The following is a 14,508-nucleotide window of genomic DNA, read 5'->3' as shown; positions in this document are numbered from 1 at the left end:
GTTTCACAACGAGGAGGAAGACATGGAACTTGGCATGATCGGCTTGGGCAAGATGGGCGCGAACATGGCGCAGCGCCTGGTGCGCGGCGGCCATCGCGTGGTCGGTTTCGACCCGAAACCCGAGGCGCGTTTACTGGCCGAAGGCTTTGGCGCGGAGTCGGCCGCCTCGCTGGAGGCGCTCGTCGGCAAGTTGTCGTCGCCACGCGTAGTCTGGATGATGGTGCCGGCGGGGGCCATCACCGGCGGCACGGTCGATGCGCTCGCCAAGCTGCTGGCGGCTGGGGACACCATCGTCGACGGCGGCAATTCCAACTACAAGGACACCGTGGATCGCGCCAGGGCCCTCGCCGGTAAAGGCCTGCACTACGTCGATTGCGGCACCAGCGGCGGCGTGTGGGGCCTGGCCGAGGGCTACAGCATGATGGTCGGCGGCGAAGCCGATGCGGTCGAGCGCCTGCGCCCGGTATTCGAGACGTTGGCGCCGGGCAAGGACCAGGGCTGGGGCCACGTCGGGCCGTCCGGGTCGGGGCACTTCACCAAGATGGTCCACAACGGCATCGAGTACGGACTGATGCAGGCCTATGCGGAAGGCTTCTCGATCCTCGGGCACAAGCAGGAATTCGACCTCGACCTGCACCAGGTGGCCGAGATCTGGCGCACTGGCAGCGTCGTACGCTCCTGGCTGCTGGACCTGACCGCCAACGCGCTGGGCAAGAATCCGACGATGGACGGCATCGCGCCGTTCGTGCCTGACTCGGGCGAAGGCCGCTGGACCGTAGCCGAGGCGATCGACCTCAATGTGCCGGCGCCGGTAATCACCCAGTCCCTGATCGCCCGCCTACGCTCGCGCGACGGCGAATCGTTCGCCGACCGGCTGCTGTCGGCGATGCGCAACGAGTTCGGTGGGCATGCGATGAAGAAGGAATAGGCGCGCCCGCCATCAGCTTGCCTCCGTTCCGAGCAGCGCACGGGCGCGTGCGCAGACGTTTTCGACGGTGAAACCGTAGCGTTCCAGCATCTCGCTTCCTGGCGCCGAAGCGCCGAAGCGGTCGACGCCGAGCACGTCGCCGTGGTCGCCGACGTAGCGGTGCCAGCCCTGCGGCGACCCCGCTTCCACCGCCAGTCGCGCAGGCACGGACGACGGCAGCACGGATTCACGGAATTCCTGCGGCTGTTCGTCGAACAGCTCCCAGCACGGCATTGAGACCGCACGCGCGGCGATACCTTCGTCCTGCAGTTTCTCCACGGCCGCCAGCGCGAGGCCGGTTTCCGCGCCGGTGCCAATCACGATGACGTCGGGCTTCCCACCTTCCGCATCGAGCAGTACATAGGCGCCCTTGCGCAGGCCATCGGCCGATGCGTACTTGTCCCGGTCGAGCGTGGACACCTTTTGCCGCGACAGCGCCAGCGCGACCGGCCGGTCGCGTGCTTCGATGGCCACGCGCCAGGCGACGGCCGTTTCGTTTGCATCCGCGGGCCGGATCACCAGCAGCCCCGGCACCGAACGCAGGCCTGCAAGTTGCTCCACCGGCTGGTGCGTCGGCCCGTCTTCGCCCAGCGCGATGCTGTCGTGGGTGAACACGTGCACCACGTGCAGGCGCATCAGCGCGGCCAGGCGCATCGGCGGACGCATGTAGTCGGAAAAGATCAGGAAGGTCGCGCCGTAGGGAATGATGCCGCCGTGCGCGGCCATGCCGTTGCAGATCGCGCCCATCGCGTGCTCGCGCACGCCGAAATGCAGGTTGCGGCCGGCATGGCTCCAGCCGCCGCCGGTCGAGCCCTGTTCGTCCTCGCCCGGCGTGGCGCGGGGATCGAAGTCGCCCAGGCCTTTCACCGCGGTGTAGGTCGAAGGGTCAAGGTCCGCCGAGCCGCCGGTCAGCGCGGGCAGTTTCGGCGCGATCGCCGACAGCACCTTGCCGCCGGCCTCGCGCGTGGTCATGCCCTTCGCATCCGCCGGGAACACCGGAATGTCCGCGTCCCAGCCCTCGGGCAACTTCGCTTCGAGGCTGGTGCGGAGCTCGCGCGCTTCATCGGCATAGGCATCGGCGTAGGCATCGAAACGCTGCTGCCACGCGTCCTGCCCGCGCTTGCCGCGGTCGAGCGCGGAGCGGAAGTGCGCCATCGCGTCGTCGGGCAGCAGGAACGCCGGCTGCCCGGGCCAGCCGAGCTTGCGCTTGGTCGCCACCACGCCCTCCTCGCCCAGCGGCGAGCCGTGCGCCTTGTAGCTGTCCTGCTCCGGTGAGCCATAGCCGATGTGGGTGCGCACCAGCACCAGCGACGGCCGTGTGATCTCGTCGTGCGCCCGCTGCAGGGCCCGCTCGATCGCGGCCACGTCGTTGCCGTCGTCCACGGTTTCCACGTGCCAGTCGTAGGCGGCAAAGCGCGCGGCGCGATCTTCGGTGAAGGTGATGTCGGTACCGGCGGCCAGGGTCACGCTGTTGTCGTCGTAGAGCACGTTGAGCTTGCCCAGCTTCAGGTGCCCGGCAAGCGATGCGGCCTCGGAGGTGACGCCTTCCATCAGGTCGCCGTCGCTGGCGATGACCCAGGTGCGGTGGTCGACGACGACGTGGCCCGCGCGGTTGTAGCGCGCCGCCAGCTGCGCCTCGGCCATCGCCATGCCTACGGCGTTGGCGAAGCCCTGCCCCAGCGGCCCGGTGGTGACTTCCACGCCCGGCGTGTGGCCGCGTTCGGGGTGTCCTGGGGCCTTGCTGCCCCACTGCCGGAACTGCTTGATCTCGTCGAGCGACAGGTCGTAGCCGGTGACGTGCAGCAGGCTGTACAGCAGCCCCGAGCCGTGGCCGGCGGAGAGCACGAATCGATCCCGGTCCGTCCACAGCGGATTGGCCGGGTTGTGCTTCAGGAATCGCTGCCACAGCACGTAGGCCATCGGCGCGGCGCCGAGCGGCAGGCCGGGGTGGCCGCTGTCGGCCTTCTGAACCATGTCGACGGAAAGGAAGCGCAGCGTGTCGATGCAGCGCTGGTCGAGGGAGGCGGATGCTTGTTGGGGGGCCATGATCCTGCTCCGTTGTCTGGATGTGGGTGTCTTCAGGTGTCGGCGAGCGCGGCGTCGACGATGCCCTGCGCCTCGGCGAGGATCGCCTGCAGGTGGTCGGGGCTCTCGAAGCTCTCGCCGTAGATCTTGTAGATGTCCTCGGTGCCCGACGGCCGTGCGGCAAACCAGCCGCTGTCGGCGACGACCTTGATGCCGCCGATCGGGGCGTCGTTGCCCGGCGCTTTGTCCAGTACCTGGCGGATGTCGGCGCCCGCGAGCTTGTCGGCCTTCAGCTGCGCGGGCGAGAGCTTGCCCAGCAGCTCCTTCTGCTGTGCGCTGGCCGGCGCCTCAACGCGGTCAAAGAAGACCTCGCCGAAAGCCTCGCACAGCCCGCGGTAGTGTTCGGCCGGGTCGTGCCCGTGGCGCGCGGTGAGTTCGGCGGCGAACAGCGCCGGTGCGATGCCGTCCTTGTCGGTGGTCCAGACCGTGCCGTCGCGGCGCAGGAAGCTTGCGCCCGCACTTTCCTCGCCGCCCAGGCCCAGCGAACCGTCGAACAGACCGTCGGCGAACCATTTGAAGCCCACCGGCGTTTCGTACAGCCTGCGCCCGAGTCGCTTGGCGACGCGGTCGATCATGCTGCTGCTGACCACGGTCTTGCCCACGGCGGCGTTCGCGTCCCACTGCGGGCGGTGGTGGAACAGGTCGTCGACCATCGCGGCCATGTAGTGGTTCGACGGCAGCAGGCCCGCCTTCGTCACCACGCCGTGGCGATCATGGTCGGTATCGCAGGCGAAGGCGACGTCATAGCGGTCCTTCATCCCGATCAGCCGCTGCATCGCGTACGACGAGGACGGATCCATGCGGATCCTGCCGTCCCAGTCGAGGGTCATGAAGGCGAACGTGGGGTCGACCTGCTCGCTGATGACATCGAGATCCAGCCGATAGCGCTCGGCGATGCGCGCCCAGTAGTGCACGCCGGCACCGCCCAGCGGATCGACGCCCATGCGCACGCCGGAGCCGCGGATCAGGTCGAAGTCGAGCACGTTGCCGAGGTCGGCGACGTAGTGATCGAGGAAATCGTGTTCGCGCGTGGTCGCCGCGTTGCGCGCCTGCGCCAGCGGAAGCCGCGCCACGCCCTTGAGGCCGGCTTCGAGCAGCGCGTTGGCGCGGTCCTGCACCTGGCGGGTAATCTCGGTGTCGGCCGGCCCGCCGTTGGCCGGGTTGTACTTGAAGCCGCCATCGCCAGGCGGGTTGTGCGAGGGCGTGACGACGATGCCGTCGGCCAGGCCCGAGTCACGGTCGCGGTTGTGGACGAGGATGGCGTGAGACACGGCGGGCGTGGGCGTGTACTCGTCGCCCTGCGCGATCCGCACCTCCACGCCGTTGGCGGCCAGCACCTGCAGCGCGCTGTCGCGCGCGGGTGCGGACAACGCGTGGGTGTCGATGCCGAGGAACAGCGGCCCGTCGACGCCCTGCGTCTTGCGGTATTCGCAGATCGCCTGGGTGATGGCGAGCACATGGTGCTCGTTGAAACTGCCGTCCAGCGAACTGCCGCGGTGGCCGGAGGTACCAAACGCCACGCGCTGCGCGGCGACCGACGGATCCGGCTTCACGTCGAAATAGGCGGCAAGCAGCTTGTCGATGTCGACGAGCTGCGCGGGCTGCGCCGGCTTGCCGGCCATCGGGCTGACGTTCGTCCCCATCAGCGCACGCCCCGCTGTTCGCGGTAGCGCCGGATCAACGCGTTGGTGGAACTGTCGTGGCGGAGTTCTGGAAGAGAAGCGGCGGCAAGCTCGCTGGCGGCCTGCTTCGCCAGCGCCTTGCCCAGTTCCACGCCCCACTGGTCGAACGAGTCGATGTCCCAGACCACGCCCTGCACGAACACGCTGTGCTCGTACAGCGCAACCAGCGCGCCCAGCGCATGCGGCGTGAGCTTCTGCACCAGGATCGTCGAGCTCGGCCGGTTGCCCTCGAAGGTCTTGTGCGGCACCAGCGTCTCGGCCACGCCCTCCGCGCGCACCGCGTCGGCGGGCTTGCCGAACGCCAGCGCCTCGCCCTGCGCGAACAGGTTGGCCATCAGCAGGTCGTGCTGGTCGCGCAGCGGACTGAGTGGTTCGCAGAAGCCGATAAAATCGCACGGCACCAGCCGCGTGCCCTGGTGGATCAGCTGGTAGAACGAATGCTGGCCGTTGGTGCCCGGCTCGCCCCAGTACACGGGGCCGGTCTGGTAGTCGACGCGGCGCCCGCCGAGGGTCACCGACTTGCCGTTGCTCTCCATCGTCAGCTGCTGCAGGTAGGCCGGAAAGCGCTTGAGGTACTGCGCGTACGGCAGCACGGCTACGGTTTCCGCGCCGAGGAAGTTGGTGTTCCAGATCGCTACCAGCGCCATCAGCACCGGCAGGTTGCGTTCAAGCGGCGTGTCGCGGAAATGCACGTCCATGGCGTGGAAGCCCGCGAGCATGTCGCGGAAGTGGTTCGGGCCGATCGCGATCATGGTCGACAGGCCGATTGCCGAATCCATCGAGTAACGGCCGCCGACCCAGTCCCAGAAGCCGAACATGTTGTCGGTGTCGATGCCGAAGTCGCGCACGCCGTCGGCGTTGGTGGACACGGCCACGAAGTGCTTCGCGACGGCCCCGCTCCTGTCGGCATGCGCGTCGCCGCCCAGTCCGTCCAGGCACCAGCGGCGCGCGGCGTGCGCATTGGTCAGCGTCTCGAGCGTGGTGAAGGTCTTGGAGCAGACGATGAACAACGTCTCTGCCGGGTCAAGACCACGCACGGCCTCGGTGAAGTCGGTGCCGTCGACGTTGGAGACGAACGCGAAGCGCATCTCGCGCGTGCTGAAATCGCGCAGCGCCTCGTAGGCCATGACCGGCCCGAGGTCCGAGCCGCCGATGCCGATGCTGACCACGTTGCGGATGCGCTGGCCGGAGTGGCCGGTCCATTGCCCGTCGCGCACGCGGTCGGCGAAGGCCGCCATGCGGTCGAGCACTTCGTGCACCTGCGCGATCACGTCGAGGCCGTCGACCTCCACGCGCTCGTTCTTGGGCATGCGCAGCGCCACGTGCAGCACCGAGCGGTCCTCGGTGCGATTGATGCGCTCGGCGGCAAACATCGCCGCGGTGCGTGCCTGCACTCCGCAGGCTTCGGCCAGTTCCAGCAGCAGGCGCAGGGTGTCTTCATCGACGCGCTGCTTGGAGTAGTCCAGGTACAGGCCGGCGCCTTCGGCACTGAGCCGCTGCCCGCGCGCGGGGTCGGCGGCGAACAGTTCGCGCAGGTGCGTGCCGACAAAGGCTTTCGCGTGCTCGGCCAACGCCGTCCACTGCGGACGCTGCGTCAGGGAAACCGGGCGATCCGTGGCAGGCGTGTCCATGGACATCTTACTCAGCGGACGCCGGCCAGCGACCGCGCCTTGTCGGCGATGCGCTGCAGCAGCTGGTTCCAGGACGTGACGAAGGCGTCGGCGCCGTCGCGCTGCAGCTGCGCGGCCAGCGCGTCGATGTCGACTCCGGCCGCGGCGATCTTCTCCAGCGTGCTGGCGAAGTCGCCGCCATCGTCGGCCAGCGCGCCGCGCACCTTGCCGTGCTCGGCGAAGGCGCGCAGCGTCTTCTCGGGCACCGTATTGATCGTGTCTGGTGCGGCCAGCGCTTCGACGTAGAGCGTGTCGGACGCCTTCGGGTCCTTGGTGCCGGTGCTCGCCCACAGCAGGCGCTGGGGCCGCGCGCCTGCCGCGGCGAGCTTTTTCCAGCGATCCGAAGCCAGCAGATCGCGATAGGCGCGATAGGTCTGCTGGCCCACCGCGATGCCCAGGCGGTTGTGCAGTTCGTCCGGCAGTTGCTCCGCGCTGGCCTTGTCCCAGCGGCTGATGAACAGCGAAGCGACCGAGCCCACCACCGGGTCCAGGCCGGCCTCGATGCGCCGCTCGATGCCGCGCATGTACGCGTCCGCGGACGCGACGTACTGCTGCATGGAGAACAGCAGGGTCACGTTGATCGGCACGCCGGCGAAGATCGATTCCTCGATCGCCGGCACGCCTTCCGGCGTGCCCGGGATCTTTACGTACAGGTTGTCGCGCCCGGCCTGCGCGTGGATGCGCCTGGCGGCCTCGATGCTGCCGGTGGTGTCTGCGGCCAGCAGCGGCGAGAGTTCCATCGACACCCAGCCGTCGACGCCGCCGGTGGCGTCGAACACGGGGCGGAACAGGTCTGCCGCCCGGCGCAGATCCTCCAGCGCCAGCTCGACGAACAGCTCCGCGTCGCGCTTGCCGGCGGCGAATTTCTCGCCGATGCCGGCATCGTAGGCGTCGCTGTCGCCGATCGCCTGGTCGAAGATCGTTGGATTCGAAGTCAGGCCGGTGATCGCGTACTCGTCGATGTAACGCTGCAGCGTGCCGTCGTCGAGGATCTCGCGGGTAATGTTGTCCAGCCACAGGCTCTGGCCGAGCTCGCGCAGGGATTGCAGGTGGTTCATGACGACTCCTGTCGTGTCGATACGGATTCGGGGCCCGCTGCCGATGCGGCGTGGCCGCAGGCGCGCGGGCCGAATTGTTGCAGGTCGAAGGCGGCCAGTTCGCCGATGTCGTCGATGGCCAGGTCGGGCGGCGGCTCGATGGACTGGCCATCGGCCTCGGACGCGTAATGCCCTTGGCGGACGAAGACGGTGGTCAGGCGTTCGCCCATCACGCGCTTCATGGCCGCCAGCAGCTTCGGCTTGTCGTCGACCATCACGTAGTGCCGCGCCGGGTAGCGCCGCTGCACCGCGTCGAGCATGTGCTGCTTGTGCAGGTAGATCAGCACCCTGCCCCGCATCGCTTCCCACAGGCCGGAATGCTGCACCTTGCGCGGCTGGAACACCACGTCGCCGTCGGACAGCACCACCGGCGTGCCAAGGTCATGCAGCCGCTCCACCGCTTCGAACGCGCCGGGGTAGACGCGCTCGGCGAACGGGTAGTCGAGCATGTAGCCGGACATGCGCAGCAGGTCGGGATCGTCTTCGCGGCCTTCGCGGAAGGCCTGCAGCGCGGCGAGGTAGTCGGCGTAGCCCAGCCGGCCGCGTTCGCGTTCGTACAGTTCCCAGTAGCGGTCGCCGGCGTCGGTACCGAAGTCGCGCCGCACGCGCGCGTCCAGGTCGGTCTTGAAGCGATCGTTGTCCAGCAGGGTGTTGTCGACATCCAGCAGGAAGACCACGTCGGTGGCGGGGTCGCGGTCTAGCACGGCGTGCTCGTTTCGGGCTTCGGGTCGTGCCAGCCTTCCTCGCCCTCGACGATGGCCGCCGCCGACGCCGGCCCCCAGGTACCGGGGTCGTAGATTTCGACCGGCGCGTGGTCGCGCAGCACCGGGTCAACGACCCGCCATGCCGCCTCCACCGCCGCGTCGCTGGTGAACAGGCCGGCATCGCCGCGGATCGCATCGCCGAGCAGGCGTTCGTACGGCGACTTTTCGTCGACGTGCTGGTGACGGGCGGTCAGCTCGACGGCCTCGCCGCGCATCTGGTCCCCGGCGCGCTTGACCCGCACACCGGTCGAAATCACCACTTCCGGGCTCAGGCGCAGGCGGAAGTAGTTCGAATGCGCCGGCTGGCTCTCGTCGAAGATCGACAGCGGCGGGCACTTGAGGTCCACCATCACCTGGGTCGAGGTGATCGGCAGGCACTTGCCTGCGCGGATGTAGAACGGCACCCCCGCCCAGCGCCAGGTGTCGATGTACAGACGCAGCGCGGCGAAGGTCTCCACGTCCGAATCCTTCGCCACCCCCGGCTCGTCGCGATAGCCGCGGAACTGGCCGCGCACCAGCTCGCCGGGCTCCAGCGGGCGCATGGCGCGGAACAGGCGCAGCTTCTCCGCCCGGATCGACTCGGGATCACCACCGATCGGCGCGTCCATCGCCAGCAGCGCGACCACCTGCAGGAGGTGGTTCTGGACCACGTCGCGGATCGCGCCGACACCGTCGTAGAAGCTGCCGCGGCCCTGCACGCCAAAAGCCTCGGCCATGGTGATCTGCACGTTGTCGACGTAGTCCCGGTTCCACAGCGGTTCGAGAAAGGCGTTGGCGAAGCGGAAGTACAGCAGGTTCTGCACCGCTTCCTTGCCCAGGTAGTGGTCGATGCGGAAGAGTGAGGATTCCGGGAACACCTCGTGCAGGGTGGCGTTGAGCACCCGGGACGAGGCCAGGTCGCGGCCGAAGGGCTTCTCGACTACCACCCGCGCCCCCCGTGCGCAGCCGCTGGCGCCCAGCGCGCGGACCACGGCCCCGAACAGGCTCGGCGGGATGGCCAGGTAGTGCAGCGGCCGCTGCGCGGCCCCGAGTTCCCTGCGCAGGCGCTCGAAGGTGCCGGCGTCGGCGTAGTCGCCGTCGATGTAGCGCAGCTGCGCGGAAAGCCGGGCGAAGGCGGCTTCATCCACACCGCCGTTGTGCTCCAGGCTGTCGCGGGCGCGTTCGCGCAGCTGGTCGACCGTCCAGCCGGCGCGGGCCACGCCGATCACCGGCATGTCAAAGCGGCCGCGCGCGACCAGTGCCTGCAATGCCGGAAAGATCTTCCTGTAGGCAAGGTCGCCGGTGGCGCCAAAAAGAACGAATGCATCGGAAGCGGAAGTCACGCGAACTCCTGATCCTCGTATCCATACTGCGTGTTGACGTACGGCCCTTGCCAATCAACACCATGCCATCGGTGGCGTAAGGCGCGTGTGTTCCAAATGTTCACCAGCCCCCCGTTCACCTTTATGCTTCGGACCGTCCGGGCGATACCAGGCCGACAGGTTCCGGATTGGTGCGCACATCAGGATCAGCGAGCGCACCATGGATCACTGCAGCTGAGATTCCCCCACCGCTGGTGGTCATCAACCTTTCCGGAGTTCCCATGTCATCCAGCTCTTTCGACCGTTCCGGACGGGTGTCTGCCCCGTCGCGGCGCCGCTTCGTCCAGGGCCTTGCTGCCGGAGGTGCCATCTCGGCCCTCGGGCTCTGGCCGCGTTCAAGCTGGGCCGTCAAGGCCGAAGGCGTACCCAACGTGCTCTCGGGCACCGACTTCGACCTGACCATCGGCGAAACGCCAATGAACTTCACCGGCGCCACGCGCCCCGCGATCACGGTCAACGGATCCATTCCGGCGCCGCTGCTGCGCTGGCGCGAGGGCACCACCGTCAACCTGCGGGTCCGCAATGCCCTGCCCCGCGGCTTCATCCATGGAGACCAGGCGTCGATCCACTGGCACGGCATCCTGCTGCCGGCGGACATGGACGGCGTGCCCGGGCTGAGCTTCAACGGCATCGACCGCGGCGACACTTGGCAGTACCGTTTCAATGTCGTGCAGGGCGGCACCTACTGGTACCACAGCCACTCCGGTTTCCAGGAGCAGGCCGGCCTCTACGGCCCGCTGGTGATCGAACCGCTGGAACCCGAACCCTTCGCCTATGACCGCGACTACGTGGTCATGCTCAGCGACTGGACCGACCTGGATCCCAAGCGCCTCTTTGACCGGCTCAAGAAGCGGTCGGATTTCGACAACTACGCCAAGCAGACGGTTGGCGACTTCTTCGACGACGTGAAGCAGCATGGCCTGGCCGCAACGGTCGAGGACCGCAAGATGTGGGGCCAGATGCGGATGACGCCTACCGACCTGTCGGACGTCAACGGCAATACCTATACCTTCCTCATGAACGGCACGACGTCACTCGGCAACTGGACCGGGCTGTTCCGGTCGGGCGAGAAGGTCCGCCTCCGCTTCATCAACGGGTCCGCGATGACCTACTTCGATGTGCGCATCCCGGGCCTGAAGATGACCGTGGTCGCGGCCGACGGCCAGTATGTGCACCCGGTCGCGGTCGATGAATTCCGCATCGCCACCGCCGAAACCTTCGACGTGATCGTCGAGCCGACCGGGCAGGACGCGTTCACCATTTTCGCCCAGGACACGGGCCGCACCGGTTATATCAGGGGAACGCTTGCCGTCAGGGAGGGCTTGCGGGCGCCGGTGCCCGATGTCGATACCAAGCCACTCCTCACCATGGACGACATGGGCCACGGCGGCATGGGTGGCGGCGGTCATGACATGTCCTCGATGTCGCACGGCGCCATGACCGGCAGTGCGATGGCCGGGATGGACCACGGCGCCGGCGGGATGCAGGAACACCCCGCGACCGAAACCGGCAATCCCCTGGTCGACATGCAGACGATGACGCCATCACCCCGGCTGGACGATCCAGGCATTGGCCTGCGCGATAACGGCCGCCGCGTGCTCACCTATGCCGATCTGCGGAGCACGTTCCGCGATCCCGACGGGCGCGAACCCGGGCGCACGGTGGAGTTGCACCTGACCGGCCACATGGAGCGCTTCGCCTGGTCCTTTGACGGACTGAAGTTCGCTGACGCGGAGCCCCTGCGCCTGAACTACGGCGAGCGCCTGCGGATCGTGCTGGTCAACGACACGATGATGTCGCACCCGATCCACCTCCACGGCATGTGGAGCGACCTGGAGGACGAATCCGGCAACTTCATGGTGCGCAAGCACACCGTCGATATCCCGCCGGGCACCAGGCGCAGCTACCGGGTGCGCGCCGATGCCCTTGGCCGCTGGGCCTACCACTGCCATCTGCTCTATCACATGGAAGCCGGCATGTTCCGCGAAGTGCGAGTGGAGGAATGAGCGCGATGATCCGTTCCAGCCGCCATTCCCTGGCCATCAGCCTGGCCTGCGCACTGTCTCTTGCCGCTGGGTTCGCGCCGGCTTGGGCGCAGGAGACGGACCACGCCTCGCACCATCCGGAAGCAGCTGCAACCCAGCCACCGGCCAAGCCCGTCGACCCGCACGCCGATCATGAGCCGAACCCGTCAGACAAGAGTTCCCATGATCACGGGACCATGGACCACGGACACATGGATCACGGCGCCATCAAACATGGGGCTGCGGATGCTCCCCGCAGCGACCACTCCACAATGGATCACTCCGGGATGGATCACCCGGACATGGACCACGCGGCCATGGGTCATCAGCCTGGTGCCGACCAGGATCTCCCCCCCACGGCCGAGCCGCACGAGCCCATCCCGGTTGTCACGCCGGCAGATCGGGCCGCGGCGTTCCAGGATCTCGACGCGCACGTGATGCACGGCGAATCGATCAACTCCTACTGGGCGCTCGATCGGCTCGAGGCGTGGGACGCGGATGAGCACGGCACCGGCATGGCCTGGGAAGCGAAGGGCTGGATCGGATCCGATTTGAACAAGTTCTGGCTCCGCAGCGGGGGCGAGCGTGCGGGGGGAACCACCGAGTCGGCGGATGTGGAAGTCCTGTACGGTCGTGCGATCGCACCATGGTGGGACGCAGTTGCCGGTGTACGCCATGACCTCGGCTTTGGCGGAAGCCCCTCGCGCACGTATGCCGCGCTCGGCCTCATCGGTCTTGCCCCGTACAAGTTCGAAGTCGAAGCCACGGCCTACCTTGGCGAGTCGGGCCAGGTCGGGCTCGCCGCGGAAGCCGAGTACGAAATGCTGTTCACCAACCGGCTGATCGGCCAGTGGCTGGTTGGGGGCGAGGCCTGGAGCAAGGACGATCCGGAGGTTGGAATCGGCAGCGGGCTGAGCACGCTCGAAGCCGGCTTCCGCCTGCGTTACGAGTTCCACCGGCAGTTCGCTCCCTACCTCGGGGTGGCCTGGGAACGCGCCTACGGCGGAACCGCGGACCAGCGTCGCGCACGCTCCGCAGGCGTCGACGACACCCGCATCGTGGCTGGCGTGCGAATCTGGTTCTGATGCGCGTGCAGGCGCTCCGGTCTTCGACTCCGGTATGAACAGCGCGCCTTCAGCGCTGTGACCAGAACAATTTCACGATGGGCGCTGCCTCGCGCCATTCCACACGGTAAGGCGCCCGCTCCCACGCGCGGCGAACGTGCGGCTCGATCTCCTTCCATGGACGGCCCGGATATATATCGCGGGCCTCGCGGGCGTAAAGCGCGCACAGTCGACTGTGACCGGACTGTAATGGAGATGCCTGACTACTCATGGTGTGCCCTCCCACTGCCATGCCGCCCCCTGCCCAGCCAGCATATACCTGCCACTGACCCTAAACAAACAATTCAATATCAAAGTATTGCAACTACTTCTTGATGTTGTTCCTGACCCCGCGGGCGCGGGCCTGCGCCCTCTTGGCCCGCAGCCGGTCCAGCTTCTCACCCAGCTTGATCTCCAGCCCCCGCTCCACAGGCTCGTAGTACACACGCTCCCCCATGGCATCCGGAAAGCCGGTCTGCTCCAGCGAAACACCCCCTTCCGCATCGTGGTCGTACTGATAACCACGACCGTAGCCCAGCTCCTTCATCAGCCCGGTGGGCGCATTGCGGATATGCATGGGCACTTCCTGGGTGCCGTATTTGCGCACGTCGGTACGCGCGGTGCCCCAGGCCTTGTAGGCGGCGTTGGATTTGGCGGTGCTGGCCAGGTAGATCGTCACCTGGGCAAGGGCCAGCTCGCCCTCCGGGCTCCCGAGCCGATCGAAGGCGTCCCAGGCGTCGATGGACATCTGCAGCGCACGCGGATCGGCCAGGCCGATGTCTTCCACCGCCATGCGGGTCAGCCGGCGAGCCAGATAGCCCGGATCCGCACCGCCGTCGAGCATGCGCGCCAGCCAGTACAGCGCGGCATCGGGGTTTGAGCTGCGCACGCATTTGTGCAGGGCGGACATCTGGTCGTAGAACTGCTCACCGCCCTTGTCAAAGCGGCGGGTGCGGTCGGCCAGCACCTGTTCCAATACGGCATCGGTGATGGTTCCGCCCTCGCCCCCCGCCACTTCCGCGGCAATCTCCAGCAGGGTCAGGGCCCTGCGCACGTCGCCATCGGCGGCAACGGCCAGCAGCTGCAGCTGCGCGGGCTCGATGCGCACTTCCCTGCCCCCCAGGCCGCGCTCACCGTCGGCCAGGGCCCGCTCGAGTGCCTGGCGGATATCGTCCGGCGACACCGCCTCCATCACATGCACCCGGCAGCGGGAAAGCAGCGCGGAATTCAGTTCAAACGAAGGGTTTTCGGTCGTTGCGCCAACGAAGATGATCGTGCCCTGCTCGATATGCGGCAGGAAGGCGTCCTGCTGTGCCTTGTTGAAGCGGTGCACTTCGTCCACGAACAGCACCGTGCGCCGGCCGCTGGCAAAGGTCTGCCCGGCTTCCGCCAGCACCTTGCGCACCTCCGGCAATCCGGACAGCACTGCGGAAACAGCGCGGAATTCGGCGTCGGCGTAGTGCGCGAGCAACAGCGCCAAGGTGGTCTTGCCGCAGCCGGGCGGCCCCCACAGCACCATCGAATGCACCCGGCCGGCTTCGATCGAGCGGCGCAGCACCGAATCCGGGGCCAGCAGCCGCCGCTGGCCGACCATTTCATCAATGGTCCGCGGCCGCATGCGCTCGGCCAGCGGACGCAGTCCTGCAGAGAGATCAGGACCGGGGGAAAGCAGGTCTTCCTGCACAGGGCACCTCACAGAATACGTGCGCCCAAGATACCAAGTTGGAAAACAGGCCGGTCCGCATGACCGACCCT

10 protein-coding genes are annotated in these 14,508 nt (G+C 67.6%); 3 read left to right on the top strand and 7 right to left on the bottom strand.

Annotation, left to right across the window (positions count from 1 at the left end):
- The first annotated feature begins 22 nt into the window (after nucleotides 1-22).
- A complete protein-coding gene (gnd, locus tag ACW7G3_RS02705) occupies nucleotides 23-928 on the top strand; it encodes a phosphogluconate dehydrogenase (NAD(+)-dependent, decarboxylating) (RefSeq protein ID WP_456980931.1) in 906 nt (301 codons plus the stop codon).
- A 12-nt stretch (nucleotides 929-940) separates the two neighbouring features.
- On the opposite strand, the gene tkt is transcribed toward gnd, so the two are convergent.
- The 6 genes from tkt to zwf are packed head-to-tail and all read right to left on the bottom strand — an operon-like array spanning nucleotide 941 to nucleotide 9,587.
- Entirely contained in the window at nucleotides 941-3,013 is a 2,073-nt protein-coding gene (gene tkt, locus ACW7G3_RS02700; RefSeq protein ID WP_456980930.1) for a transketolase, read from the bottom strand.
- A gap of 32 nt (nucleotides 3,014-3,045) precedes the next feature.
- Nucleotides 3,046-4,695, bottom strand: coding sequence for a phosphoglucomutase (alpha-D-glucose-1,6-bisphosphate-dependent) (gene pgm, locus ACW7G3_RS02695; protein ID WP_456980929.1), 1,650 nt, complete (start codon nucleotides 4,693-4,695; stop codon nucleotides 3,046-3,048).
- A complete protein-coding gene (gene pgi / locus ACW7G3_RS02690; protein WP_456980928.1) occupies nucleotides 4,695-6,365 on the bottom strand; it encodes a glucose-6-phosphate isomerase in 1,671 nt (556 codons plus the stop codon). The genes pgm and pgi overlap by 1 nt, the downstream gene beginning before the upstream one ends.
- Before the next feature lie 11 nt (nucleotides 6,366-6,376).
- Nucleotides 6,377-7,462 carry a transaldolase gene (gene tal / locus ACW7G3_RS02685; RefSeq protein ID WP_456980927.1) on the bottom strand — a complete coding sequence of 362 codons (1,086 nt, stop codon included), beginning with the start codon at nucleotides 7,460-7,462 and terminating at the stop codon, nucleotides 6,377-6,379.
- Nucleotides 7,459-8,205 carry an HAD family hydrolase gene (locus ACW7G3_RS02680; RefSeq protein WP_456980926.1) on the bottom strand — a complete coding sequence of 249 codons (747 nt, stop codon included), beginning with the start codon at nucleotides 8,203-8,205 and terminating at the stop codon, nucleotides 7,459-7,461. Before ACW7G3_RS02680 ends, tal begins: the two co-directional genes overlap by 4 nt.
- Nucleotides 8,199-9,587 (bottom strand): glucose-6-phosphate dehydrogenase, encoded by a 1,389-nt coding sequence (zwf, locus tag ACW7G3_RS02675; protein WP_456980925.1) that lies wholly within the window; start codon nucleotides 9,585-9,587, stop codon nucleotides 8,199-8,201. The genes ACW7G3_RS02680 and zwf overlap by 7 nt, the downstream gene beginning before the upstream one ends.
- A 260-nt stretch (nucleotides 9,588-9,847) precedes the next feature.
- On the opposite strand from zwf, the gene ACW7G3_RS02670 reads away from it, so the two are divergent.
- Complete coding sequence (locus tag ACW7G3_RS02670; protein WP_456980924.1) at nucleotides 9,848-11,632, top strand: copper resistance system multicopper oxidase; 1,785 nt, start codon at nucleotides 9,848-9,850, stop codon at nucleotides 11,630-11,632.
- Between the two features lie 5 nt (nucleotides 11,633-11,637).
- Entirely contained in the window at nucleotides 11,638-12,735 is a 1,098-nt protein-coding gene (locus ACW7G3_RS02665) for a copper resistance protein B (protein ID WP_456980923.1), read from the top strand.
- A gap of 343 nt (nucleotides 12,736-13,078) precedes the next feature.
- Here the strand turns inward: ACW7G3_RS02665 and ACW7G3_RS02660 are convergent, their stop codons facing one another.
- Nucleotides 13,079-14,371 carry a replication-associated recombination protein A gene (locus ACW7G3_RS02660; RefSeq protein ID WP_456981147.1) on the bottom strand — a complete coding sequence of 431 codons (1,293 nt, stop codon included), beginning with the start codon at nucleotides 14,369-14,371 and terminating at the stop codon, nucleotides 13,079-13,081.
- Between the last annotated feature and the right edge of the window lie 137 nt (nucleotides 14,372-14,508).

The organism is Luteimonas sp. A478 (genome assembly GCF_054052025.1).
Note: the sequence above shows the minus strand (reverse complement) of the source record. Positions and strands in the feature narration are given on the sequence as shown.